The sequence below is a fragment of the Pseudomonas sp. S2_F07 genome (assembly GCF_054668325.1).
The window spans coordinates 5,103,645-5,127,740 of sequence record NZ_CP162758.1; the positions used below are offsets into that span (position 1 = coordinate 5,103,645).

21 protein-coding genes are annotated in these 24,096 nt (G+C 61.8%); 16 read left to right on the forward strand and 5 right to left on the reverse strand.

Going from position 1 to position 24,096, the window contains the following annotated elements:
• Window positions 1-22: 22 nt before the first annotated feature.
• Both AB4O40_RS23055 and AB4O40_RS23060 read right to left on the reverse strand, forming a co-directional pair.
• Window positions 23-1,522 carry a gamma-aminobutyraldehyde dehydrogenase gene (locus AB4O40_RS23055; protein WP_082562881.1) on the reverse strand — a complete coding sequence of 500 codons (1,500 nt, stop codon included), beginning with the start codon at window positions 1,520-1,522 and terminating at the stop codon, window positions 23-25.
• Window positions 1,523-1,626: 104 nt separating this feature from the next.
• Window positions 1,627-2,541 (reverse strand): LysR family transcriptional regulator, encoded by a 915-nt coding sequence (locus AB4O40_RS23060; RefSeq protein WP_007975056.1) that lies wholly within the window; start codon window positions 2,539-2,541, stop codon window positions 1,627-1,629.
• 191 nt (window positions 2,542-2,732) lie between these two features.
• Between AB4O40_RS23060 and AB4O40_RS23065 the strand changes: the two genes are divergently transcribed.
• The 15 genes from AB4O40_RS23065 to AB4O40_RS23135 all read left to right on the forward strand — a co-directional run bounded on the left by AB4O40_RS23065 (window position 2,733) and on the right by AB4O40_RS23135 (window position 19,180).
• Window positions 2,733-3,425, forward strand: a complete 693-nt coding sequence (locus tag AB4O40_RS23065; protein WP_056721062.1) for a tellurite resistance TerB family protein — start codon at window positions 2,733-2,735, stop codon at window positions 3,423-3,425.
• A gap of 267 nt (window positions 3,426-3,692) precedes the next feature.
• Entirely contained in the window at window positions 3,693-5,315 is a 1,623-nt protein-coding gene (locus AB4O40_RS23070; protein WP_056721061.1) for a methyl-accepting chemotaxis protein, read from the forward strand.
• Window positions 5,315-5,851: a chemotaxis protein CheW gene (locus tag AB4O40_RS23075; protein ID WP_056721059.1), complete on the forward strand. Its 537-nt coding sequence runs from the start codon at window positions 5,315-5,317 to the stop codon at window positions 5,849-5,851. The genes AB4O40_RS23070 and AB4O40_RS23075 overlap by 1 nt, the downstream gene beginning before the upstream one ends.
• Window positions 5,848-7,119, forward strand: coding sequence for a CheR family methyltransferase (locus AB4O40_RS23080; protein WP_056721057.1), 1,272 nt, complete (start codon window positions 5,848-5,850; stop codon window positions 7,117-7,119). Before AB4O40_RS23075 ends, AB4O40_RS23080 begins: the two co-directional genes overlap by 4 nt.
• Window positions 7,116-7,796 (forward strand): chemotaxis protein CheW, encoded by a 681-nt coding sequence (locus AB4O40_RS23085; RefSeq protein ID WP_223542177.1) that lies wholly within the window; start codon window positions 7,116-7,118, stop codon window positions 7,794-7,796. Before AB4O40_RS23080 ends, AB4O40_RS23085 begins: the two co-directional genes overlap by 4 nt.
• Window positions 7,793-10,072, forward strand: a complete 2,280-nt coding sequence (locus tag AB4O40_RS23090; RefSeq protein ID WP_460057887.1) for a response regulator — start codon at window positions 7,793-7,795, stop codon at window positions 10,070-10,072. The genes AB4O40_RS23085 and AB4O40_RS23090 overlap by 4 nt, the downstream gene beginning before the upstream one ends.
• Window positions 10,069-11,079, forward strand: a complete 1,011-nt coding sequence (gene cheB / locus AB4O40_RS23095; protein WP_223542176.1) for a chemotaxis response regulator protein-glutamate methylesterase — start codon at window positions 10,069-10,071, stop codon at window positions 11,077-11,079. The genes AB4O40_RS23090 and cheB overlap by 4 nt, the downstream gene beginning before the upstream one ends.
• Window positions 11,080-11,127: 48 nt before the next feature.
• Window positions 11,128-12,129: a response regulator gene (locus AB4O40_RS23100; protein WP_056721050.1), complete on the forward strand. Its 1,002-nt coding sequence runs from the start codon at window positions 11,128-11,130 to the stop codon at window positions 12,127-12,129.
• 215 nt (window positions 12,130-12,344) lie between these two features.
• Window positions 12,345-13,440 (forward strand): peptide chain release factor 2 gene (gene prfB, locus AB4O40_RS23105; RefSeq protein ID WP_109790603.1). Its coding sequence is split into 2 segments (ribosomal slippage): window positions 12,345-12,416 and window positions 12,418-13,440, totalling 1,095 coding nucleotides; the frame shifts between segments, so codons are not numbered across the junction.
• 114 nt (window positions 13,441-13,554) lie between these two features.
• The gene (gene lysS, locus AB4O40_RS23110; protein ID WP_056721048.1) at window positions 13,555-15,057 is read left to right on the forward strand and encodes a lysine--tRNA ligase; all 1,503 of its coding nucleotides are present in this window, start codon (window positions 13,555-13,557) and stop codon (window positions 15,055-15,057) included.
• Between the two features lie 98 nt (window positions 15,058-15,155).
• Window positions 15,156-15,872, forward strand: coding sequence for a TetR/AcrR family transcriptional regulator (locus AB4O40_RS23115; RefSeq protein ID WP_056721047.1), 717 nt, complete (start codon window positions 15,156-15,158; stop codon window positions 15,870-15,872).
• A gap of 121 nt (window positions 15,873-15,993) precedes the next feature.
• Complete coding sequence (locus AB4O40_RS23120; protein ID WP_056721045.1) at window positions 15,994-16,548, forward strand: hypothetical protein; 555 nt, start codon at window positions 15,994-15,996, stop codon at window positions 16,546-16,548.
• A gap of 32 nt (window positions 16,549-16,580) precedes the next feature.
• Complete coding sequence (locus AB4O40_RS23125; RefSeq protein ID WP_056721043.1) at window positions 16,581-17,858, forward strand: flavohemoglobin expression-modulating QEGLA motif protein; 1,278 nt, start codon at window positions 16,581-16,583, stop codon at window positions 17,856-17,858.
• 81 nt (window positions 17,859-17,939) lie between these two features.
• Window positions 17,940-18,854: an alpha/beta hydrolase gene (locus tag AB4O40_RS23130; RefSeq protein ID WP_056721041.1), complete on the forward strand. Its 915-nt coding sequence runs from the start codon at window positions 17,940-17,942 to the stop codon at window positions 18,852-18,854.
• Window positions 18,851-19,180, forward strand: coding sequence for a hypothetical protein (locus tag AB4O40_RS23135; protein ID WP_046041078.1), 330 nt, complete (start codon window positions 18,851-18,853; stop codon window positions 19,178-19,180). The genes AB4O40_RS23130 and AB4O40_RS23135 overlap by 4 nt, the downstream gene beginning before the upstream one ends.
• Before the next feature lie 75 nt (window positions 19,181-19,255).
• Here AB4O40_RS23135 and AB4O40_RS23140 read toward each other — a convergent pair whose 3' ends face one another.
• The 3 genes from AB4O40_RS23140 to AB4O40_RS23150 form a co-directional block, all read right to left on the reverse strand.
• Window positions 19,256-20,053: an OmpA family protein gene (locus tag AB4O40_RS23140; protein WP_460160113.1), complete on the reverse strand. Its 798-nt coding sequence runs from the start codon at window positions 20,051-20,053 to the stop codon at window positions 19,256-19,258.
• A 45-nt stretch (window positions 20,054-20,098) separates the two neighbouring features.
• A complete protein-coding gene (locus tag AB4O40_RS23145) occupies window positions 20,099-20,512 on the reverse strand; it encodes a DUF4398 domain-containing protein (protein ID WP_056721036.1) in 414 nt (137 codons plus the stop codon).
• Window positions 20,513-20,779: 267 nt separating this feature from the next.
• Window positions 20,780-21,124 carry a hypothetical protein gene (locus AB4O40_RS23150; RefSeq protein WP_056721034.1) on the reverse strand — a complete coding sequence of 115 codons (345 nt, stop codon included), beginning with the start codon at window positions 21,122-21,124 and terminating at the stop codon, window positions 20,780-20,782.
• 202 nt (window positions 21,125-21,326) lie between these two features.
• On the opposite strand from AB4O40_RS23150, the gene ppc reads away from it, so the two are divergent.
• A complete protein-coding gene (gene ppc / locus AB4O40_RS23155; RefSeq protein WP_223542173.1) occupies window positions 21,327-23,957 on the forward strand; it encodes a phosphoenolpyruvate carboxylase in 2,631 nt (876 codons plus the stop codon).
• Window positions 23,958-24,096: the final 139 nt, after the last annotated feature.

Here is a 24,096-nt window from a genome sequence, read left to right on the forward strand (position 1 = left end):
TGGTGGCTTGTTATTAGCGTAGTCAGAGATGCTCGCCATGGCGGGCCATGATGTGCCGCACCACGCTGTAGTCCTGAAGCGAATCGCTGGACAGGTCTTTGCCGTAGCCCGAACGTTTCAGGCCGCCATGGGGCATTTCGCTGACCAGCATGAAGTGGCTGTTGATCCAGGTGCAGCCGTACTGCAAGCGCGCCGCGACCTGCATGGCCTTGTCGAGGTTTTGGGTCCAGACCGAGGAGGCCAGGCCGTATTCCGAATCGTTGGCCCAGTCCACCGCTTGTTCCAGCTCATCGAAGCGGGTCACGGTGACCACCGGCCCGAACACTTCGCGCTGGACGATCTCGTCACTTTGCTTGCAGCCGGCGAGCAGGGTCGGCTGGTAATAGAAGCCGGCACCGGAGTGCACCGCCGCGCCGGTCACCCGCTCGATGTGCGGCTGGCCCAAGGCACGCTCGACAAAACTGGCCACGCGGTCACGCTGGCGGGTGCTGATCAGCGGGCCGATTTCGTTGTCGGCATCGCGCTTGCCGGCGAAACGCAGGCTGCTGACGGCCGCACCGAGCTCGGCCACCAGGCGGTCATGAATCCCGGCCTGGGCATAAATGCGGCAAGCGGCGGTGCAATCCTGGCCGGCGTTGTAGTAGCCGTAGGTGCGCACGCCTTCGACCACGGCCTGAATGTCGGCATCGTTGCAGACGATCACCGGAGCCTTGCCGCCGAGTTCGAGGTGGGTGCGTTTGAGTGTCTTCGACGCGGCCTGCAGAATCTTCTGGCCGGTGACGATATCGCCCGTCAGCGACACCATGCGGATCTTTGGATGGCTCACCAGATGGCTGCCGACGCCTTCGCCGCCACCGCAAACGATGTTGATCACTCCCCGTGGCAGGATCTCGGCCAGTGCCGGGGCCAGGGCCAGGATCGACAGCGGCGTGTGTTCCGATGGCTTGAACACCAGGGTGTTGCCCGCGGCGAGGGCCGGGGCGATTTTCCACGCGGCCATCATGATCGGGTAGTTCCACGGCGCAATCGACGCCACGACCCCGATAGGATCGCGCCGGACCATGCTGGTGTACCCCGGCAGGTATTCGCCGCTGAGCTGGCCGGTCTGGCAACGCACGGCACCGGCGAAGAAACGGAACACGTCGACCGTGGCACTCAAGTCGTCCTGACGGGCCAGGTGCAACGGCTTGCCACAGTTCATGGATTCGAGGCGGGCCAACAGGTCGGCGTTTTTTTCGATGGTGTTGGCGATTTCCAGCAGCAGGTTCGAACGCTGCTGCGGCGTGGTCCGTGACCAACCGGCAAAGGCACGGTGGGCGGCGAGGATCGCGGCTTCGACTTGCTCGGTGCTGGCTTCGGCGATCCGGGTCAGGACTTCCCCGGTGGCGGGGTTGAGAATCGGCTCGACGCAGCCTTGACCGGCAACCAATTCACCATCGATCAACAATGCGGTGAACAACGGGGTCTGCGCGCCAGCCATTTTTCGGGTTCTCGTTTTTTGTGTGGCTTGTTGTGTAGACATGGCAGCGCTCCCTGTAACTGGGGCCCGGCCGTCTTTATTAGATGCACAAGACTAGTTCGCGGGCCCGAGGACAACAAATACTAAATACTGAAGGTGGCGTTCGATTAAATAGATGGCTTACGCCCGCCGTGGGGTTGTTCGCGGGCGACCGTCAGGAACGGGTCCACCAGCGCCGGTCGCGCGGTGCCGCGACGCCAGGCCAGGCCGACATCCAGGGTCTGGCTGAGGTCGGCGATCGGTCGCGCTTCGATGATGTCACCCTCCAGTGACCACGGGCGATAGGTCATGTCAGGCTGGATCGACACGCCCAAACCGGCGGCCACCAGGCTTCGCACCGCTTCGGTGGAGGCCGTGCGCAGGGTGATGCGCGGTTGCAGGGAGGCGGCCGACCACATGCGTTGGGCGTTGCGGTCCATTTCATCGACGTTCAGTTGAATCAATGGCTCGCGGGCCACGTCGGCGAGGTTGATGCTGTCGTGTTCGAGCAGCGGGTGCTGGGCTGGCAGCCATAGCCGGTGCGGCGAGTGGGTCAGGACTTCGGTCTGCAGGGCGTGGCGGTCTTCGAGGTTGGAGAGGATCAACACGCCGACATCGATCTCGCCGCTGACCAGCAAATGCTCGATGTACGGGCGCTCGTCTTCCATCACGCGGATTTCCACGTTGGGGTAGGCGCGCTGGAAACGGGTGAGCAGATCCGCCAGGTAATAACCGGCCACCAGGCTGGTCACGCCGACGATCAGTTGCCCGGCAACCTGGTCGGTGCTCTGTTGCAGGCTGCGCTTGGCATTATCCACCGTGGCCAGGATCAAGTGCGCCTGACGCAGGAACTGATGCCCCTGGTGGGTCAGGGTCATGCCCTTGGCGTGGCGGCTGAACAGGCTGACGCCGATTTCCTCCTCCAGTTGCTGGATCGCCAGGGTCAGGGTTGACTGGGAAATGAATGCGGTTTGCGCGGCGGCCGAGATCGAGCCGGTCTCGGCCACGGCGATGAAGTGACGGATCTGACGCAAGGTCATCATGGGAAAGCACCCGGTGGGCTGTTTTTATCGATTGGCGAGAGTGTATATCTTTTTTTTTGATAGGCCGTCGCAAGCGGCAATGGGCGCTGAGGCATGCAACATCTGGAAGCACTCTCGCCCATGGGGCGGGGGCACTTTCGTTTTAGGCTGGTGGTCTTGGTTTCAGGTTAAACGTCTTTTGGAGGCGGTAAATGAACACCCGTGGATTGCTCGATCAACTACTCAAGTCCGGCCAGGACCTGTTGCAGAACAAGGCCGGCAGCCCGCAGCAAAAGGGCGCGAGCGGTGGCACCAGCGCCCTCGGCAGTTTGCTCTCCGGTGCGAGTGGCGGGGCATTGGCGGCAGGTGCAATGGGTTTGCTGCTCGGCAGCAAAAAGGCCCGTAAAGTCGGGGGCAAGGTCGCGGTCTACGGTGGTCTCGCCGCGCTGGGCGTGCTGGCTTATAAAGCCTACGGTAACTGGCAGGCGCAGCAGGGCGATGCAGCCGCTACGGAACCGCAAACCCTGGACCGCGTACCGGCCGCGCAAGTCGAGCTGCACAGTCAGGCGATTCTCAAGGCGCTGGTGGCCGCGGCCAAGGCTGACGGTCATGTCGATGAACGTGAGCGCGCCTTGATCGAAGGCGAATTCACCCGGCTCGACAGCGACCGGGAACTGCAACACTGGCTGCACGCCGAGCTCAACAAGCCGCTGGACCCGAGCGATGTCGCCCGCGCCGCCCTCTCTCCGGAAATCGCCGCCGAGATGTACATCGCCAGCGTGATGATGGTGGACGAGGAAAACTTCATGGAGAAGGCTTACCTCGACGAGCTGGCGCGGCAGCTCAAGCTGGAGCCGGGGTTGAAGGCCGAGCTGGAAAAGCAGGTTCGCCAGGCCTCCCTGTAAACCTTCAGGCTGCATTCGCGAGCAGGCTCGCTCCCACATCAAGTCTTCAGTGATCGCAGATTCTGCATACACCAGAGATTCAATATGGGAGCGAGCCTGCTCGCGATGGCGTTTTCAGCCACACCACCGCCCCTTTTCTGCCCAATCACCCTGGTACCCGTCCCGCCTTTTTTTGACGGGATGAGAAGCGGTGCGCATCCGTCTTATAAATGAAACACCGCCCTCGGCTATACTCCCCGCATTTCGAATCGGCCCCGAGGAATGACTGTGAAGAACTGGACGTTACGCCAACGCATTTTGGCGAGCTTTGCGGTAATTATCGCCATCATGTTGTTGATGGTGGTCGTCTCGTACTCCCGGCTGTTGACGATCGAAAACAGCGAGGCCAGCGTGCGTGAGGATGCTCTGCCAGGGTTGTATTACAGTTCGATGATTCGTGGCGCGTGGTCCGACAGTTATGTGCGCATTCAGGCCATTCTCGGCCTGGAGGAGGGGCAGAGTTTCACTGCCGAGGATGCCGCGAACTTCAAGGGCTTCGCTGATCGGTTGAAAGAGCAGATGGACCTCTACCGTGCAACGATGGGCGACGAAGAAGACAGGGTCGATTTCGCAGCGTTCGAAAAACTTCATGACGACTACCACCGGATTCTGGCCGCGGTGATCGAGTTGCATAAACGCAACCAGAGCGCCGCGGCCGTCAACATGTTCAACAGTGAACTGACCCCGACCTGGGCAGCGGGTCGAATGAAGGTCAATGACATCCTGCGTCATAACAAGACCGTGGCGGACACAGAAATCGCGGCCATTGATGATGCGGTGGTCACCGCCAAAGTCATCATGGGCATTTCCCTGGTGATCGCGGTGCTGGCCGCCGGTCTCTGCGGCCTGTTGCTGATGCGCGCCATCATGGCGCCGATGAACCGCATCGTGAAAATCCTCGAAATCATGCGCACTGGCGACCTCAGCAGCCGCCTGAACCTGGAACGCAAGGACGAATTCGGCGCGGTAGAGACCGGTTTCAACGACATGATGACCGAGCTCACTTCTCTGGTGTCCCAGGCCCAGCGTTCGTCGGTGCAGGTGACCACGTCGGTGACCGAGATCGCCGCGACGTCCAAGCAGCAACAAGCCACCGCCACCGAAACCGCCGCCACCACCACGGAAATTGGTGCGACCTCCCGTGAGATCGCCGCCACTTCCCGGGATCTGGTGCGCACCATGACCGAGGTCTCCACCGCCGCCGACCAGGCTTCCGTGGCTGCCGGTTCCGGTCAGCAAGGCCTGGCGCGCATGGAAGAAACCATGCACTCGGTGATGGGCGCGGCCGATCTGGTCAACGCCAAGCTGGCGATCCTCAACGAGAAGGCCGGCAACATCAATCAGGTGGTGGTGACCATTGTCAAGGTCGCCGACCAGACCAACCTGCTGTCGCTCAACGCCGCCATCGAGGCCGAGAAGGCCGGGGAATACGGACGCGGCTTTGCCGTGGTCGCCACCGAAGTGCGGCGCCTGGCGGACCAGACGGCCGTGGCCACCTACGACATCGAGCAAATGGTGCGCGAGATCCAGTCGGCGGTATCGGCCGGGGTCATGGGCATGGACAAGTTTTCCGAGGAGGTGCGTCGTGGCATGTCCGAGGTGCAGCAGGTCGGCGAGCAGTTGTCGCAGATCATCCATCAGGTCCAGGCGCTGGCGCCGCGGGTGTTGATGGTCAACGAAGGCATGCAGGCCCAGGCCACCGGTGCCGAGCAGATCAACCACGCGCTAGTTCAGTTGGGTGATGCCAGCAGTCAGACTGTCGAGTCTCTGCGCCAGGCCAGTTTCGCCATCGATGAGCTGAGCCAGGTGGCCGTCGGGCTGCGCAGCGGCGTTTCGCGATTCAAAGTCTGATGAGCGAAATCACGGCCAAACGCTCTGTCGTGAAGCAGGCGCTGCATGCCTTGTTTCTGGTGTTTCGCATCGGCAACGAGCGCTATGCCTTGAAGGCTGTCGAAGTGGCTGAAGTGCTGCCGCGCCTGCCGTTAAAGCCAATTCCCCATGCTCCCGGCTGGGTCGCCGGGGTATTCGCCTATCGGGGCGCGGTGGTGCCGGTGATCGACTTGAGCGCACTGACCTTTGGCACGCCTGCACAGGCCCGTACCAGCACGCGACTGGTGCTGGTCAACTATCGCCCGGACGAAACCGCCGAGACCCAGCTGCTCGGGCTGATCCTCGAACAGGCGACTGACACCCTGCGCTGCGATCCGGCGGATTTTCAGCCCTACGGCCTGGACAATCGCCAGACGCCTTACCTCGGGCCGGTGCGCAAGGACGAGCAGGGCTTGTTGCAATGGGTTCGGGTCGGCGATCTGCTGGACGATCAGGTACGCGCCTTGTTGTTCCCCTCGCCGCCAATGGATCCGGCACTGCTGCAGGAGCGGCCATGAACAGCGACCAGCGTTTTTTCGACTTCCTCAAGGAAACCATCGGGCTCGACGTGACCTCGGTAGGGCCGGCGATCATCGAGCGAGCGGTGCGCCAGCGCAGCATCGTTGCGCAAGCCGTGTCGGCCGATGAATATTGGCGCACCCTGCTGGGCTCGCGGGACGAGCAGCAGGCGTTGATCGAAGCGGTGATCGTTCCGGAAACCTGGTTCTTTCGCTACCCGGAGTCCTTCGTCACCCTGGCTAAACTCGCGAGCAAGCGTCTGGCCGAGATCAACAACCTGCGTGCATTGCGGATTCTCAGCCTGCCGTGCTCCACCGGCGAAGAACCGTACTCGATCGCCATGGCGTTGCTCGATGCCGGGCTCAAACCGCACCAGTTCAAGGTCGACGGCCTGGACGTCAGCCCGTTGTCAGTGGAAAAAGCCCGGCGTGCGTTGTACGGCAAGAATTCCTTCCGGGGGGACGACATTGCGTTTCGCGATCGCCATTTCATCGCCGAAGGCGAGAGCTATCGCCTCGATCAGCGGGTGCTCGAGCAGGTGCGCCTGCAGGTCGGCAACCTGCTGGACCCGGCCTTGCTGGCCGGTGAGCCGCCCTTCGATTTCGTGTTTTGTCGCAACCTGCTGATCTATTTCGACCAGCCGACCCAGAAGCAAGTCTTCGAAGTGCTCAAGTGCCTGACCCACGTTGACGGCGTGCTGTTTATCGGACCGGCCGAAGGCAGTCTGCTGGGGCGTTTGGGGATGCGCTCGATCGGGATCCCGCAGTCCTTTGCGTTCAGTCGACAGGGGACTGCGGACCCTGATCCCTTGCCGGTATTCGTTCCTGCACCGCTGCCAGTGCCGCAACCGTTGCGCAATCCACCGCCTGCGCCAGTGCGCAGCCGTCCGTTTGCCCAGGTTGCGCCGCTGCGGCCGGCGCCTGCCAACTCTGGCTCCGACACTGCCGCGCTGCTGGCCAATATCGCCGTGCTGGCCGATGAAGGCAAAAGCGCCGAGGCGCGAGCAGCGTGTGAAAGCTACTTGCGCAGTCATGAGCCGGTGGCCCAGGTCTTTTACTGGCTGGGACTGCTCAGCGATGTGGCCGGCAATACCCTGGAAGCCCAGGGTTTCTATCGCAAGGCGTTGTACCTCGAACCGCAACATCCTGAAGCGTTGATGCACCTGGCCGGGTTGCTGCAGGCCCAGGGCGACGCGATGGGAGCCAGACGATTGCAGGAGCGTGCCGCCCGCAGCGCACGCGCCGCCGACAGTGAGCGTAAACGATGATCGCCGCCGACACCTTTAGCGTCACCCGGGATGCCCAGGCCATCGACGATTGCTGGAATCGCATCGGTATCCACGGCGACAAGTCCTGCCCGCTGCTCAGCGACCATATTCATTGCCGCAATTGTGCGGTGTATTCGGCGGCCGCTACACGCTTGCTCGATCGTTATGCATTGCTGCAGGAAGATCGCGGGACTGTGTCCGTCGCGGTTGAGAGCGAGGTGAAAACCCGCTCGCTGTTGATGTTCCGTCTGGGTGAAGAGTGGCTGGGGCTTGCGACCCGTAGTCTGGTCGAGGTGGCGCCGCTGCAAGCGATTCACTCTTTGCCGCATCAACGTTCCCGGGCCTTGCTTGGCGTGGCGAATGTGCGAGGCGCACTGGTCGCCTGCCTGTCGCTGGTGGAGCTGCTGGGGCTCGACGGCGCCAGCAGCGTGGCCACCGGTGCGCGGGTCATGCCGCGCATGCTGATCATCGCCGCCGATGGTGGACCGGTGGTGGTGCCGGTGGACGAAGTCGACGGGATTCACGCCATCGACGAGCGCACCCTCGATGCCGCATCGCGCTCGGGTACCCAGGCCAGCGCCAAATACACCCGTGGCGTGTTGCAATTCAAAGGTCGCAGCCTGCGCTGGCTGGATGAAGAACAGCTGCTGTCCGCCGTGACCCGGAGCCTTACATGACCCCCGAGCAAATGCGCGACGCCTCTTTGCTGGAGCTGTTCAGCCTGGAGGCCGAAGCCCAGACCCAGGTCTTGAGCGCCGGCCTGCTGGCGCTTGAGCGCGATCCGACCCAGGCCGATCAACTTGAATCGTGCATGCGTGCGGCGCACTCGCTCAAGGGCGCGGCGCGGATCGTCGGTGTCGACGCCGGGGTCAGCGTCTCCCATGTGATGGAAGATTGCCTGGTCAGCGCCCAGGAAGGCCGCCTGTTGCTGCGCCCCGAGCACATCGATGCGTTGCTGCAAGGCACCGATTTGCTGATGCGCATCGCCACGCCGAACAACAACCCGGAGGCTGCGGACATCGAGGCCTACGTGGCGTTGATGGCGCGGTTGCTGGACCCGGCGGCTCCGCGGGTTGCGCCTGCCGCGCCGGTGATGGCCGAACTTCAGCTTGAACCACCCGCGCCCAGGATCGAGCCGCCGACGCCTGCCGTCGAAGCGTCATCGGCGCCGGCTCCGCGCAAGACCAAACGCACCACTGAAAACGGCGAACGTGTGCTGCGTGTCACCGCCGAGCGCCTGAACAGCCTGCTCGATCTGTCGAGCAAATCCCTGGTGGAAACCCTGCGGCTCAAACCGCACCTGGCGACCATGCAGCGACTCAAGCGCATGCAGAGCAACAGCCTGCGCGCACTGGAGAATCTCAATGTGCATCTCAAGGACCACGCCTTGAGCCTGGAGGCCCGGGAAGCCCTTGAGGATGCGCGGCGTTTGCTCGCGCAATCACAGCAACTGCTCATGGAAAAGAATGCCGAACTCGACGAGTTCGCCTGGCATGCCAGCCAGCGGGCGCAGGTGTTGTACGACACGGCGCTGGCTTGTCGCATGCGGCCGTTCGCCGATGTGTTGACCGGGCAGGTGCGGATGGTCCGGGATCTGGGGCGCGACCTGGGCAAGCAGGTGCGCCTGGAAATTGAAGGCGAAAAGACTCAGGTCGATCGCGACGTACTGGAAAAGCTTGAAGCGCCGCTGACTCACCTGTTGCGCAACGCCGTCGATCACGGCATCGAAACCCCGGAGCAGCGATTGCTGGCGGGCAAGCCGGCTGAAGGTTTGATTCGCCTGCGCGCCTCCCATCAGGCCGGTTTGCTGGTGCTTGAGCTGAGCGATGACGGTAACGGCGTGGACCTGGAAAAGGTCCGTCGCAGCATCGTTGAACGAAGTCTGTCGCCCGTGCAAACCGCTGCGCAGTTGAGCGAAGAGGAGCTGCTGACGTTCCTGTTCCTGCCCGGTTTCAGTCTGCGCGACACGGTCACTGAAGTGTCCGGTCGCGGCGTCGGCCTGGATGCGGTGCAGCACATGGTCCGGCAGTTGCGCGGCGCGGTGGTGCTGGAGCAGACGGCGGGCGAGGGCAGCCGGTTCCACCTTGAGGTGCCGCTGACCCTGTCGGTGGTGCGCAGCCTGGTGGTGGAAGTCGGCGACGAAGCCTATGCCTTCCCGCTGGCGCACATTGAGCGCATGTGCGACCTGGAGCCGGCGGATATCGTGCAGGTCGAAGGTCGCCAGCATTTCTGGCACGAAGGTCGGCATGTCGGCCTGGTGGCGGCCAGTCAGTTGTTGCAACGCCCGGCCAGCCAGAACAGCGGGCAAACCCTGAAAGTCGTGGTGATTCGCGAGCGCGATGCGATCTACGGCGTGGCCGTGGAGCGGTTTATCGGTGAGCGGACCTTGGTGGTACTGCCGCTGGATGAGCGTCTGGGCAAGGTGCAGGACATCTCCGCCGGGGCCTTGCTCGACGACGGTTCGGTGGTGCTGATCGTCGATGTCGAAGACATGCTGCGTTCAGTGGAGAAGCTGCTCAACACCGGTCGCCTGGAGCGCATTGCCCGTCACAGCAATCAGGTGGTCGAGGCGGCCCGCAAACGAATTCTGGTGGTGGATGATTCCCTGACCGTGCGAGAGTTGCAGCGCAAGCTGTTGCTCAATCGCGGCTACGACGTGGCGGTTGCGGTGGACGGCATGGATGGCTGGAACGCGCTGCGTTCGGAGGATTTCGATCTGCTAATCACCGACATTGATATGCCGCGCATGGACGGTATCGAACTGGTCACGCTGTTGCGTCGGGACAATCGCCTGCAATCGCTGCCGGTGATGGTGGTGTCCTACAAGGATCGTGAAGAAGACCGGCGCCGTGGACTGGATGCCGGGGCCGACTATTATCTAGCCAAGGCCAGTTTTCATGATGACGCCTTGCTCGATGCAGTGGTCGAGCTCATTGGAGGAGCGCGGGCATGAGGATCGCAATCGTCAACGACATGCCCATGGCGGTGGAGGCCCTGCGCCGCGCCCTGGCATTCGAGCCGGCCCACGAGGTGGTCTGGGTCGCCGGCAATGGTGCCGAAGCGGTGCGCCAGTGCGCGCTGGACACCCCGGACCTGATTCTGATGGACCTGATCATGCCGGTGATGGACGGTGTCGAGGCCACGCGGCGGATCATGGCCGAGACTCCCTGTGCCATTGTCATCGTCACAGTGGATCGCCAGCAGAACGTGCACCGGGTGTTCGAGGCCATGGGCCACGGTGCGCTGGACGTAGTCGATACTCCGGCGGTCGGTGCCGGCAATGCCCAGGAAGCGGCCGCGCCGTTGTTGCGCAAGATCTTGAATATTAGCTGGCTGATCGGCGACAAGGGCAATCGCCCGCGCCTGACGACGGCGCCATTGCACCGCTCGGGCTCACGCCAAAGCCTGATCGCCATTGGCTCATCCGCTGGCGGGCCGGCAGCGCTGGAGGTCTTGCTCAAGGGGCTGCCGCGTGATTTCTCTCCGGCGATCGTGCTCGTGCAGCATGTTGACCAGGTGTTTGCCGCCGGCATGGCTGAATGGCTCGGCAGCGCCAGCGGCCTCGACGTGCGCCTGGCCCAGGAAGGCGAGCCGCCGCAAAGCGGCACGGTACTGTTGGCCGGCACCAATCACCATATTCGTTTGCTGAAAAACGGCACGCTGGCCTACACCGCCGAACCGGTCAACGAGATCTACCGGCCATCCATCGATGTGTTCTTCGAGAGCGTGGCCAGTTACTGGAATGGCGATGCCGTGGGGGTTTTGCTCACCGGCATGGGGCGTGATGGCGCCCAAGGGCTTAAACTCATGCGCCAACAGGGCTACCTGACCATCGCACAAGACCAGGGCAGCAGTGCGGTGTACGGCATGCCGAAGGCGGCCGCCGCCATCGACGCTGCCGTGGAGATTCGCCCGCTGGACAAGATAGCGCCACGATTGCTGGAGATTTTCGCCAAATGAGCACCTTTTTCCTCATTCCTGGCTCAGGTAGTACTCAGGTGACCGCACATGACTGAATTACAACTCGACGACTTCAAGACCGACGAAAACGCCGCCATGGTGTTGCTGGTGGACGATCAGGCCATGATCGGCGAAGCCGTGCGTCGCGGCCTGTCGAACGAAGAGAACATCGATTTTCACTTCTGCGCCGACCCGCACCAGGCCATTGCCCACGCGGTGCGCATCAAGCCGACTGTGATCCTGCAGGATCTGGTCATGCCCGGCCTCGACGGCCTGAGCCTGGTGCGCGAGTACCGCAATCACCCGGCGACCAAGGATATTCCGATCATCGTCCTGTCGACCAAGGAAGACCCGTTGATCAAGAGCGCGGCCTTTGCCGCCGGGGCCAACGATTATCTGGTCAAGCTGCCGGACAACATCGAACTGGTCGCGCGCATCCGCTATCACTCGCGCTCCTACATGACCCTGCTGCAACGGGACGCGGCGTACCGCGCGTTGCGGGTCAGCCAGCAACAACTGCTCGACACCAACCTGGTGCTGCAACGCCTGATGAACTCCGATGGCCTGACGGGGTTGTCGAATCGTCGGCACTTCGACGAATACATGGAACTGGAGTGGCGCCGTTCGTTGCGTGAGCAGAGCCAGTTGTCGTTGCTGATGATCGACGTGGACTATTTCAAGGCCTACAACGACAGCTTCGGTCATCTGGAGGGCGATGAAGCCCTGCGCAAGGTCGCCGCGGCGATCAAGGATGCCAGTGCCCGACCTTCGGACCTGCCGGCCCGCTACGGCGGCGAAGAGTTCGCCCTGGTGCTGCCCAATACCTCCCAGGGCGGAGCCCGACTGGTGGCCGAGAAGCTGCGCCAGACCGTGGCGGCCCTGAAGATCCCGCATAACTCGCCCACCGAAGGTTCGAGCCTGACCATCAGCATCGGCCTGTCGACCATCACGCCGAAAGCGGGCAGCAACTGCCGCGACCTGATCCTGGCGGCGGACAAGGGGCTGTATTCGGCGAAGAACAATGGGCGTAATCAGGTGGGGGTCGGGTGATCTGGTGAAATACCACGCTCTGCAGGAGCTGCCGAAGGCTGCGATCTTTTGATCTTCGCCGTTAAAGCAAGATCGCAGCCTTCGGCAGCTCCTACAAGTGCTCGCCGTGACTCCCAAAACCATTCGCCGGTAAACCCGCCATGCGGGCTGCCGGGGCCGCTTGATTACGGTATACTCGCCGGCTTTCAAAAGTTCGCCAACGAGTGCTGCCCGTCATGGAAATCAACCCGATCCTGAACACCATCAAGGACCTGTCCGAGCGCTCCGAAACTATTCGGGGGTATCTTTGACTACGATCAAAAGCATGAGCGTCTGACCGAAGTCAATCGCGAGCTTGAAGATCCGAGTGTCTGGAACAAACCTGAATACGCCCAGGAACTGGGCCGCGAGCGCGCTGCGCTGGCGCAGATCGTCGATACCCTCGACGAGCTGAACACCGGTCTGGCCGATTGCCGCGACCTGCTGGACATGGCCGTCGAAGAGAATGACGAAGGCGCAGTGGGCGATGTCGTCGCCGAGCTGGCCCGTCTCGAGGAAAGTCTGGCCAAGCTGGAATTCCGCCGTATGTTCAGCCACGAAATGGACCCGAACAACGCCTACCTGGACATCCAGGCCGGTTCCGGCGGCACCGAAGCCCAGGACTGGGCCAACATCCTGTTGCGCATGTACCTGCGCTGGGCCGACAAACGCGGCTTCGACGCCACCATCATGGAACTGTCCGCCGGTGAAGTCGCCGGGATCAAGGGCGCGACCGTGCACATCAAGGGTGAATACGCCTTTGGCTGGTTGCGCACCGAGATCGGCGTGCACCGCCTGGTGCGCAAGAGCCCGTTCGACTCCGGCAACCGTCGCCACACCTCGTTTTCCGCGGTGTTCGTCTCGCCAGAGATCGATGACAAGGTGGAAATCGAAATCAACCCGGCAGACTTGCGGATCGACACCTATCGTTCCTCCGGTGCCGGTGGTCAGCACGTAAACACCACCGACTCGGCCGTACGTATCACCCACGTACCGACCAACACCGTGGTCAGCTGCCAGAACGAACGTTCCCAGCACGCCAACAAAGACACCGCCATGAAAATGCTGCGGGCCAAGTTGTACGAGCAGGAAATGCAAAAGCGCAACGCGGCGTCCCAGGCGCTGGAAGACACCAAGTCCGATATCGGCTGGGGTCACCAGATCCGTTCGTACGTGCTCGATGCCTCGCGGATCAAGGATCTGCGCACCAACATCGAACGCAGCGACTGCGACAAGGTGCTCGATGGCGACATCGACGAATACCTGGAAGCGAGCCTGAAGTCCGGGCTGTAAAACACGCAATACAAGATGATCCCTGTAGGAGCTCAGGGGGACGCCTAGTCCCTGCTGAGCAATCCCCGGGCCGCAGGGCCCGGGGGCAACGAACCTGATGGAATATTTAAAGACATGAGCGACCTAGAACTCGACCCGCAAGCCCTGCAACAGGAAGAAAACTCCCTGATCGCCCTGCGCAAGGAAAAGCTTGCTGCCGAGCGCGCCAAGGGCAACGCCTTCCCGAACGACTTCCGTCGCGAAAACTACTGCGAACAACTGCAGAAACAGTACGCGGACAAGACCAAGGAAGAGCTGGCAGAGGCTGCGATCCCGGTCAAGGTTGCCGGTCGCATCATGCTCAACCGTGGCTCGTTCATGGTGATCCAGGACATGACCGGGCGTATCCAGGTCTACGTCAACCGCAAGACCCTCTCCGAAGAAACCCTGGCCGCGGTGAAAACCTGGGACATGGGCGACATCATCGCCGCCGAAGGCACCCTGGCCCGTTCCGGCAAGGGCGACCTGTACGTCGAAATGACCAGCGTGCGCCTGCTGACCAAATCCCTGCGCCCGCTGCCGGACAAGCACCACGGCCTGACCGACACCGAACAACGCTACCGTCAGCGTTACGTTGACCTGATCGTCAACGAAGACGTGCGCCAGACCTTCCGTGTGCGTTCGCAAGTCATCGCCCACATCCGCAGCTTCCTGATGAAGCGTGACTTCCTGGAAGTGGAAACGCCGATGCTGCAGACCATTCCGGGCGGAGCGGCAGCCAAGCCGTTCGAAACCCACCACAACGCGCTGGACATGGAAATGTTCCTGCGTATCGCGCCTGAGCTGTACCTCAAGCGCCTCGTTGTCGGCGGCTTCGAGAAAGTGTTCGAGATCAACCGCAACTTCCGTAACGAAGGCGTTTCGACTCGTCACAACCCTGAATTCACCATGTTGGAGTTCTACCAGGCCTACGCCGACTACGAAGACAACATGGACCTGACCGAAGAACTGTTCCGCGAACTGGCGCAGCTGGTCCTGGGCAGCACCGACGTGCCGTACGGCGACAAGGTGTTCCACTTCGGCGAGCCGTTCGTGCGTCTGTCGGTATTCGACTCGATCCTCAAGTACAACCCCGAGCTGACCGCCGATGACCTGAACGACATCGACAAGGCTCGCGCCATCGCCAAGAAGGCCGGCGCCAAGGTGCTGGGCTTCGAAGGCCTGGGCAAGCTGCAGGTGATGATTTTCGAAGAGCTGGTCGAGCACAAGCTGGAGCAGCCGCACTTCATTACCCAGTACCCGTTCGAAGTGTCGCCGCTGGCCCGTCGCAATGACGACAACCCGAACGTCACGGACCGTTTCGAGCTGTTCATCGGTGGTCGTGAAATCGCCAACGCCTACTCCGAGTTGAACGACGCGGAAGACCAGGCCGAGCGCTTCATGGCCCAGGTGGCCGACAAGGACGCCGGCGACGACGAAGCCATGCACTACGACGCCGACTTCGTTCGTGCGCTGGAGTACGGCATGCCGCCAACGGCGGGTGAAGGCATCGGTATCGACCGTCTGGTGATGCTGCTGACCAACTCTCCGTCGATCCGCGACGTGATCCTGTTCCCGCACATGCGGCCGCAAGCGTAAGTGTTTCAAATAAAAAGCCGCCTTTGAGGCGGCTTTTTATTGCCTGTCTGGTACAAACGTATCAACTTGTTACTTTCATCTGAGAGGAAATACCTGTCGTGATTCGTGCAATAGCTCAAGAAGGTGCAGCGGGTGTCGCCACTGCGGTCGCTGAAAGTGTTCAGTACCAGGGTCGCAAGGCCAGCCGACAGGGCAGCGAACAGCGACGACAGGAAATCCTGGATGCCGCCATGCGCATTGTCGTGCGTGACGGTGTGCGGGCCGTACGGCACCGTGCGGTGGCCGCAGAGGCACAAGTGCCGTTGTCGGCGACCACTTACTATTTCAAGGATATCGATGACCTGCTCACCGATACCTTCGCCCAATACGTGGAACGCAGTGCGGCGTACATGGGCAAACTGTGGGTGAACAACGAGGGCCTGCTGCGCGAGATGATCGACAGTGGCGATGGCAGCCCGCAGGCGCGCTCGAAACTGGCGGACGACATTGCGCGGCTGATGACCGATTACGTTCACCGGCAACTGGTCAATCGCCGTGAGCATTTGATGGCCGAGCAGGCGTTCCGTCAGGAGGCATTGCTTAACCCGCGCCTGGCCGAACTGGTGCGCTCGCATCAGCAAATCCTGTTGCAGGGCTCTTGCCAGCTGTTCCAGGTATTGGGCTCGCGCGAGCCGCATCAGGATGCCAAGGTGTTGACGGCGATTATCGGCCGGATGGAATATCAGGGCCTGCTCAACGTAGACGAGCCTGCCGCCGAAGAGGAAATGCTCGGCATCCTGACGCGCTACATGCACCTGGTGCTGGCGTCGGTCTAATCCCCGTAGGAGCTGCCGAAGGCTGCGATCTTTTGATCTTGATCCTTTGAAAAACAAGATCAAAAGATCGCAGCCTGCGGCAGCTCCTACAGGTTAGCTGTGTGTTCATAGGGAGTTTCGAATGAAAGCCTGGCGTGTCGTTGTGATCGCCTTGTCGTTCCTGCTGCTCAGTGGCTGTCTGGTGACCTTCAAGGAGCCGCTGCCTGTCAGCGAACCCGCGCCCAAGGGATTGCTCGGCAAATGGACCAGCACCAATGCCTGGGGCGAGCCGCTCAACCTCGAACTGACCCGCATCGGCGACAACCGCTATCAGGCCGTCAGTTATTACCGGGCCAGGCCCAGGGAGCGGGAGGCCTATCCCTTCACAGTGACGCGCCATGGCAACCGCTGGTATCTGTCGGCGAAGGTGCCGGCACAGTTCGGCGGGCATTTCACCATTGGCGGGTTTGAACTGACCGACAAGCATGAATTGGTGGTCTACAACCTCGACCTCGACCAGATCAACCAGGCCATGAAGCAGAAAGCCCTGAGCGGTGAAAGCTTCCAGACCCACGACGGTGATGGCGTATTGGTCGACAGCCACATGGATCAAGTCGCAGCCTACCTCGACGACCCGGCCAATTCCGATGTGTTCGTCGAAGCCGTGCGCTACCAGCGTCAGGCCAAAGCCAAATAAGCAGTACAAACAGGTTTCTACAGGAGTTTCGGGTGGACGATTACCAACAGTCGATACGCATTTTGTCCGATCGCATCGTGCTGGCGCAGACGCCGATCCGCGTCCTCGATGCGGTCAAGTGGGACGACAACATTCGTAAGGGCTTCCTCAAGGCCAAGGGCAAGGAAATGCCGGCGGTGGACCGCGACTACTACCTCAATCGGCCGCTGGCGTTCGATTCCAGCAAAGTGAAGCTGGAGTTCCAGAACATCGAGCGCGACATCACCCGCCAGCTCGGCCAGTTCAACCCGGTCGGCCAGATCATGCGCCGCATGTGCAAGGAATACCGCATGGTGATCCGCATGCTCGAAGCGCGTGGCACCGAGGATTTCGGCCTGATCTCCCAGGAGTTGTACGGCGCCGCGTCCGACGCGTTCCACGCTGGCGACCCGACACTGTCCGACCTGGGCATGATGTTGTCCGAATACCTGAACAACATCGACGGCCGTGGCGACCTCAAGGATGAGCCAAAGACGCTGACGGCCAAGGATGCGGTCGACCTGTTGCAGCATCGCTTGAACAAGGTGTTTGGCGAAGCCGAGGAAACCATCCGGGTGTTCGAGTCCGACGGGATCGTCGCCGATGCGGCGGCCGGCGCCGATTACATCAAGATCCGCTCCGATGCGATGTTCAACCAGCGCGATGTGCGCGCCCTGGAAGTCCATGAAGGGCTGGTGCACGTCGGCACCACCCTCAACGGCCTGAATCAGCCGATCTGTACCTTCCTCGCCAAGGGCCCGCCATCGTCGACGGTGACCCAGGAAGGCCTGGCGATCCTGATGGAAATCATCACTTTCGCCTCCTACCCGAGTCGCCTGCGCAAACTGACCAACCGCACCCGCGCCATCCACATGGTGGAGGAGGGAGCCGACTTCCTGCAGGTGTTCGAGTTCTTCCGCGAGCAAGGTTTCGAAATGCCCGAGAGCTACAGCAACGCCAGTCGCGTTTTCCGCGGCTCGGTGCCGACAGGTCTGCCATTTACCAAAGACTTGTCCTACCTCAAGGGCTTCATCATGATTTACAACTACATTCAACTGGCCGTGCGTAAAGGCAAGCTGGAGCAGATACCGCTGTTGTTCTGCGGCAAGACCACCCTGGAAGACATGCGTACCTTGCGCCAGTTGGTGGACGAAGGCCTGGTGGTGCCGCCCAAGTACCTGCCGGAACAGTTTCGCGACATGAACGCGCTGTCGGCGTGGATGTGCTTCTCCAACTTCCTCAACCACCTGAGCCTGGACCGGATCGAGGCGGATTACTCCAACATTCTTTAAGGCTGGTGAGATCCAAATGTGGGAGCAAGCCCGCTCCCACATTGAACCGTGTTCCACCATTTTTTCGCGAGGTTTCACCGGATGAGAACCCTCGGCATTCTCTGCCTTCTCCTGGCCTTGAACGGTTGCAGTTCGCTGCTGTTCTACCCCGAACCCGGCCAGTTGTTCACGCCGGAAAAGGCCGGGCTCGAATACCGCACGGTCACCCTGATCACCGCCGATGGCCTCAAGCTGAACGCATGGTGGCTGCCGGCGAAGAAGGGGGTCGAGGTCAAGGGTACGGTGCTGCACCTGCACGGCAACGGTGGAAACCTGCCCATGCACCTCGGTGGGAGCTTTTGGTTGCCGAAAAATGGTTACCAGGTGTTGCTTGTGGACTATCGCGGTTATGGCCTGTCCGAAGGTGAACCCAGCCTGCCGGCGATCTATCAGGACATCGACGCAGCCTTCAAATGGCTCGACCAGGCGCCGGAGGTCAAAGGCAAGCCGCTGATCCTGCTCGGCCAGAGCCTTGGGGGCTCGATGGCCGTGCATTACCTGGTCCAGCACCCTGAACGCCAGAAACAACTGAAGGCTTTTGTCCTCGACGGAGTGCCCGCCAGCTACCGAAGCATCGGTCAGTTTGCCTTGAGTACGTCATGGTTGACCTGGCCGGTGCAGGTGCCGTTGTCGTGGCTGGTGCCGGACGGCGACAGCGCGATCAACTCCATGACGCAACTCAAGGACGTGCCGAAACTGATCTACCACAGCATCGACGATCCGATCGTGCCTCTTTCCAACGGCATCCGTCTGTATCAAGCTGCGCCGCCGCCGCGGGTGCTGCAACTGACCCGTGGCGGTCATGTGCAGACGTTCGCCGACCCGGTCTGGCGCAAGGTCATGTTGCGTTATCTAGATGATCCGCAGCATTTCAACGGCCTGCGCCGGTTGGGTGAAATTCCCAACTATCCGGCACCCCCGAATTCAGAAGATGAACCACCAGAGAGTCCGCAATGAGTGAAGAACGTAACGCTATCCCGCTGATCATCACCGGTATCTGCAGCATCCTCGGCACTGTCGGTGCCCTGTGGTGGTACGGCTACCTGCATTTCGCCAAGCCTGAGGATGCGTTGCTGCTCAACGAATTCACCATGCTCAAGACCGTGCCGGGTGAAGACTACAAAGTCTCCCTGGAACCGGCCGCGCAAGTGGCGCAGTGCATCGATGGCGTGCTGGTGCTGTTCGACATGGAACAGAAAGGCCTGACCGGCGTGCTGGTCGACAGCAAGAAAAAAGCCGTGCGCTGCATGGGGCAGGAAACGCCGCAGAAGCTGGAGCAGTAAACCGGTATTTGTTGGCAATAGAGATCAAATGTGGGAGCAAGCCCGCTCCCACACTGGTTTCGCGCAGTAGCTTGATTATTGGGTGTATGAACTCATCGCCGAACGCGGAATCACCGGCTGATTGTCATTGGAGATGGTCACCTCTACCCGACGGTTCATCGCCCGGCCCGAGGTGCTGCTGTTATCCGCCACCGGATACTCCTTGCCGTAACCCTGGGCGACGATACGCGCCGGATCAACGCCCATCTTCACCAGCGCCGCCCGCACGGAGCCCGCGCGACGTTCCGACAGCGACTGGTTGTGCGACGCCGTACCGGTGCTGTCGGTGTAGCCCTCGACAATCACTTTGCGCTCGGGGTTTTCCTGGAGGTACTGCGCCAGTTTGCTGATGTTCGCCAGGCCGTTGGATTTCAGCTCGGCCTTGTCGGTGGCGAACAGCACATCACCGAAGGTCACCAGCGTCCCGCGATCGGTCTGCCTGGCATTGAGGCTGTCTTTCAACTGTTTGATCTGCTGGTCACGGGCGTCGAGGCGCGCCTGGGCCCGTTGCGCCGAGGCATCTTTCAGGCTGGCCTCGGCGGTGCGCAGGGCGATGGTCTGCCCGGCCACTTCGACGCGCTGGTTGGTCAAATAGGCTAGCTGGTCGACCTTGGCCGCGTCCTCCTTGTCCCTGTAGGCCTTATCGGCCAGGTCCAGAGAGTCGCTGGCCTCCTTGGTCTCCAGCGCCGCGACTTTGCTGGCCTGCGGATCGGCTTGCAGGCCAGTGTAGTTGTTGCGGGCCTGTTCGAGGTTGGCGTTCGGTGGTGTGGAGCAGGCTGTCAGGGCTACGGTGACAGCCAGCAGGGCAGGGATCATCAATTGATTGGATTTCATGATTTCGTCCTTTTAGTCGAGTGGGAATGCGGGGGGCCGCGCCGCTTACTGAACGGTGCGCTGGCTTTCCTGACGCAATTCCTGAACGCCTTTCTGCGCGTCCTTCACTGATTGTTCGGCCTTCATCGCCTGGGCCTTGCGCTCGGCCACGCGAGCGTCCCACTCGGCCTGTTCGGCGAGCATCCGGGCCTGGTCGTATTGCTTGTCGTGCATGGCAATTTCGGCTTGCTTGAGCTTGTCCTGGGCCGACTTCATTTCCACTGCGGCGAACTCGGTGCCGCCGGCGCTCACGGCGTCATTGACGGCCGATTGGGTGACCGCGTACTGCTCGGCCGGCGGATTACCGGCGCAACCGGCCAGCACCAGGCAACTGCCCAGGGCCAACGCCACCAGTTTGAGGCTTTGCGAACAGGTAAATGAGGGGGTTCCGGTTCGGGTTTTCATGGTCTTCAACTCCATTGGGCCAGTTCCTGAAAAACGTCGAAGTCCACCCCGGGCAGGGCGCTGAAACCATCAATTGCGGGGTATTTTGAAACGCTCGTCCCAGGCGTGGTTACTTGGGTTGACCCGAGGCTTTTTTTGAAAGTTCAGAGAAAATAGCCGGCTATCGAAAAACTTGGATCAAGTCGACAGCGCCCTTTAGGGCAGGAGAAGTGCGATTTTTTGAATTGGAATACGGGCTAATGTGGGAGCGAGCAAGCCCGTTCCCACAGGTTTTGCGGATGTTCAGTGTTTCTGTTTGTCTTCAGGCACCGACAAGTCATGCAAATGTCGACGGGACAACGCCAGAAAGCGCGGGGTCGGCCCGATGTCTTCGTACAGCGGATCGCCTTCTTCATCGGTGGCAACCACGGTCGTGCCCTTGACGTACGGGAAGCTTCTTTCCAGCTCTTCCAGTGCGGCGCCGATCAGATCGCCGAGCAGTTCTTCGGGATGCCGCTTGGGGTACATTTCGACGAGCGCGGCCAGCCGTGCGGCAGACTCCACGTCCAGATGAATCGAGTAGCCGGTGTCGGTCAGGCGACCCTTGGCGTTTTCTTCCCAGTGGTGGGCAAGCTCGCGGATTTTCATATTGACCTCATTGCGCTCCCGCTCGTGGCAGGCAGAGTGAGTGTCCGGCACTGGCCGGTGACAACCGTTGTACGGCTTACTGTTCAGACTAGCCTCAACAGGCAGGGTTTACAGGCCCTTCGTCGTCTTGCTTGTAAGAACCTGTCTGGGGCGGCACTCTCTTGTTTCTTAGCCGCCCGGATTTTTTGCTGGAGACCTGCTGATGACCGATATTGATGCACGCTTGCGCGAGGACGTTCACCTGTTGGGTGAGCTGTTGGGCAACACCATTCGTGAGCAATATGGCGATGGTTTTCTCGACAAGATCGAGCAGATCCGCAAGGGCGCCAAGGCTGACCGGCGCGGTTCCATGGACGCCGAACTCAGTGCCAGCCTCAATCAGCTGAGCGAAGACGAGTTGCTGCCGGTGGCGCGTGCGTTCAACCAGTTTCTCAACCTGGCCAACATCGCCGAGCAATATCAGTTGATTCACCGTCGCGAGGAATCCCGGGAGGCACCGTTCGAAGCCCGGGTGCTGCCGGAGTTGCTCGCGCGCCTGCGCGCGGAGGGGCATGGCGCCGACTCGCTGGCCCGGCAACTGGGCCGGCTGGAGATCGAGCTGGTGTTGACCGCGCACCCGACCGAAGTAGCCCGCCGCACGCTGATCCAGAAGTACGACGCCATCGCCGCGCAGCTGGCGGCTCAGGATCACCGTGACTTGACCGGTGCCGAGCGCGAACAGATCAAGACCACCCTGCAGCGCCTGATCGCCGAAGCCTGGCACACCGAGGAGATCCGCCGCACGCGCCCGACGCCGGTGGACGAAGCCAAGTGGGGGTTCGCGGTGATCGAGCATTCGCTGTGGCAGGCCATTCCCAATTATCTGCGCAAGGCCGATCAGGCCCTGCACGCCGCCACCGGCCTGCGCCTGCCACTGGAGGCGGCACCGATTCGCTTTGCCTCGTGGATGGGCGGCGACCGCGACGGCAACCCGAATGTGACGGCGGCGGTGACCCGGGAAGTTTTACTGTTGGCGCGCTGGATGGCGGCTGACTTGTACCTGCGCGATGTCGATCGCCTGGCCGCCGAGCTGTCGATGCAGCAGGCCAGCGATGAATTGAAGGCCCGGGCGGGAGACAGCGCCGAGCCCTACCGGGCTGTGCTCAAACATCTGCGCGAACGCCTGCGGGCAACGCGAAACTGGGCACACGCCGCCTTGTCGACGCCCGCGCCGGCGCCGATCGACGTGCTGCAAGACAACCGCGAACTGCTCGAACCACTGGAGCTTTGCTACCGCTCCTTGCACGAGTGCGGCATGGGCGTGATCGCCGACGGGCCGTTGCTCGATTGCCTGCGTCGGGCCGTGACATTCGGACTGTTCCTGGTTCGTCTGGATGTACGCCAGGACTCGTCGCGGCACACCGCGGCGATGACCGAAATCACCGACTACCTCGGCCTGGGTCGCTACGAGGACTGGAGCGAAGAAGAGCGCATCGCCTTCCTGATGCGCGAACTGAGCAATCGTCGGCCGTTGTTGCCGACGTACTTCAAACCTTCCGCCGACACCGCTGAAGTACTGGCGACCTGCCGGGAAATCGCCGCTGCGCCGTCGGCATCCCTCGGTTCCTATGTGATTTCCATGGCCGGTGCGGCTTCCGATGTACTCGCCGTGCAGTTGCTGCTCAAAGAGTCCTGCGTGTTGCGGCCGATGCGCGTGGTGCCGTTGTTCGAAACCCTGGCCGACCTCGACAACGCGGGGCCGGTGATCGAGAAGCTGCTGCTGTTGCCGGGCTATCGCGCGCGCCTGCAAGGGCCGCAGGAAGTGATGATCGGCTACTCGGATTCGGCCAAGGACGCCGGCACCACCGCGGCGGCCTGGGCGCAGTACCGGGCGCAGGAGCGACTGGTGGATATCTGCCGTTCGCACGACGTCGAGCTGCTGCTGTTCCATGGTCGCGGCGGCACTGTGGGGCGAGGCGGCGGCCCGGCCCACGCGGCGATCCTGTCGCAGCCACCGGGCTCGGTGGCGGGGCGTTTCCGCACCACCGAACAGGGCGAAATGATTCGATTCAAATTCGGCCTGCCGGACATCGCCGAGCAAAACCTCAATCTGTACCTGGCCGCGGTGCTGGAGGCGACTTTGCTGCCTCCGCCGCCACCTACGCCCGAGTGGCGCCATTTGATGGACGAACTGGCCGCAGACGGTGTCAGCGCCTACCGCGCGGTGGTGCGGGAAAATCCGCAGTTCGTGGAGTATTTCCGCCAGTCGACGCCGGAGCAGGAACTCGGCCGTTTGCCGCTGGGCAGTCGTCCGGCCAAGCGCCGGGCCGGGGGGATCGAAAGCCTGCGGGCGATTCCGTGGATCTTCGGCTGGACCCAGACGCGCCTGATGCTGCCGGCCTGGCTGGGTTGGGAAGCGGCCCTGAGCAAGGCACTGGAGCGTGGCGAAGGCGAGCTGCTGGGGCAAATGCGCGAGCAGTGGCCGTTCTTCCGCACCCGCATCGACATGCTGGAAATGGTCCTGGCCAAGGCCGATGCCGACATTGCGCAGTCCTACGATGAGCGTCTGGTGGAGCCGAAACTATTGCCATTGGGTGCGCACTTACGCGACCTATTGTCGCAGGCGTGCACCATCGTTCTCGGCCTGACCGGGCAGTCGCAGTTGCTGGCACATAGCCCAGCGACCCTTGAGTTCATCCGCTTGCGCAACACTTACCTCGACCCGCTTCATCTATTGCAGGCCGAGTTGCTGGCTCGTTCAAGAGTGCAGGACGTGGCGCAGGGCAGCCCGGTAGAACAGGCCTTGCTGGTGTCTGTGGCGGGGATTGCCGCCGGTTTGCGTAACACCGGCTAAGGTTTTTGCCGTGGGCTGAGGCGTCCGGCAGGTGAGCCGGATGCCGACGTTTGACGGGGGCAAAAGTGCTGTCAGGCGACAGTTAATGATGGGGTTGCGACTTGGGAAACTGCGCGCAATGGTCGCAAGAGGCAGCGGT

Excerpts from the sequence above, each read along its gene's own strand:
- AB4O40_RS23055 (WP_082562881.1), bottom strand. The coding sequence starts at position 1,522 with ATGTCTACACAACAAGCCACACAAAAAACGAGAACCCGAAAAATGGCT.
- AB4O40_RS23060 (WP_007975056.1), bottom strand. The coding sequence starts at position 2,541 with ATGATGACCTTGCGTCAGATCCGTCACTTCATCGCCGTGGCCGAGACC.
- AB4O40_RS23065 (WP_056721062.1), top strand. The coding sequence starts at position 2,733 with ATGAACACCCGTGGATTGCTCGATCAACTACTCAAGTCCGGCCAGGAC.
- AB4O40_RS23075 (WP_056721059.1), top strand. The coding sequence starts at position 5,315 with ATGAGCGAAATCACGGCCAAACGCTCTGTCGTGAAGCAGGCGCTGCAT.
- AB4O40_RS23080 (WP_056721057.1), top strand. The coding sequence starts at position 5,848 with ATGAACAGCGACCAGCGTTTTTTCGACTTCCTCAAGGAAACCATCGGG.
- AB4O40_RS23085 (WP_223542177.1), top strand. The coding sequence starts at position 7,116 with ATGATCGCCGCCGACACCTTTAGCGTCACCCGGGATGCCCAGGCCATC.
- AB4O40_RS23090 (WP_460057887.1), top strand. The coding sequence starts at position 7,793 with ATGACCCCCGAGCAAATGCGCGACGCCTCTTTGCTGGAGCTGTTCAGC.
- cheB (WP_223542176.1), top strand. The coding sequence starts at position 10,069 with ATGAGGATCGCAATCGTCAACGACATGCCCATGGCGGTGGAGGCCCTG.
- AB4O40_RS23100 (WP_056721050.1), top strand. The coding sequence starts at position 11,128 with ATGACTGAATTACAACTCGACGACTTCAAGACCGACGAAAACGCCGCC.
- lysS (WP_056721048.1), top strand. The coding sequence starts at position 13,555 with ATGAGCGACCTAGAACTCGACCCGCAAGCCCTGCAACAGGAAGAAAAC.
- AB4O40_RS23120 (WP_056721045.1), top strand. The coding sequence starts at position 15,994 with ATGAAAGCCTGGCGTGTCGTTGTGATCGCCTTGTCGTTCCTGCTGCTC.
- AB4O40_RS23130 (WP_056721041.1), top strand. The coding sequence starts at position 17,940 with ATGAGAACCCTCGGCATTCTCTGCCTTCTCCTGGCCTTGAACGGTTGC.
- AB4O40_RS23135 (WP_046041078.1), top strand. The coding sequence starts at position 18,851 with ATGAGTGAAGAACGTAACGCTATCCCGCTGATCATCACCGGTATCTGC.
- AB4O40_RS23140 (WP_460160113.1), bottom strand. The coding sequence starts at position 20,053 with ATGAAATCCAATCAATTGATGATCCCTGCCCTGCTGGCTGTCACCGTA.
- AB4O40_RS23145 (WP_056721036.1), bottom strand. The coding sequence starts at position 20,512 with ATGGAGTTGAAGACCATGAAAACCCGAACCGGAACCCCCTCATTTACC.
- AB4O40_RS23150 (WP_056721034.1), bottom strand. The coding sequence starts at position 21,124 with ATGAAAATCCGCGAGCTTGCCCACCACTGGGAAGAAAACGCCAAGGGT.
- ppc (WP_223542173.1), top strand. The coding sequence starts at position 21,327 with ATGACCGATATTGATGCACGCTTGCGCGAGGACGTTCACCTGTTGGGT.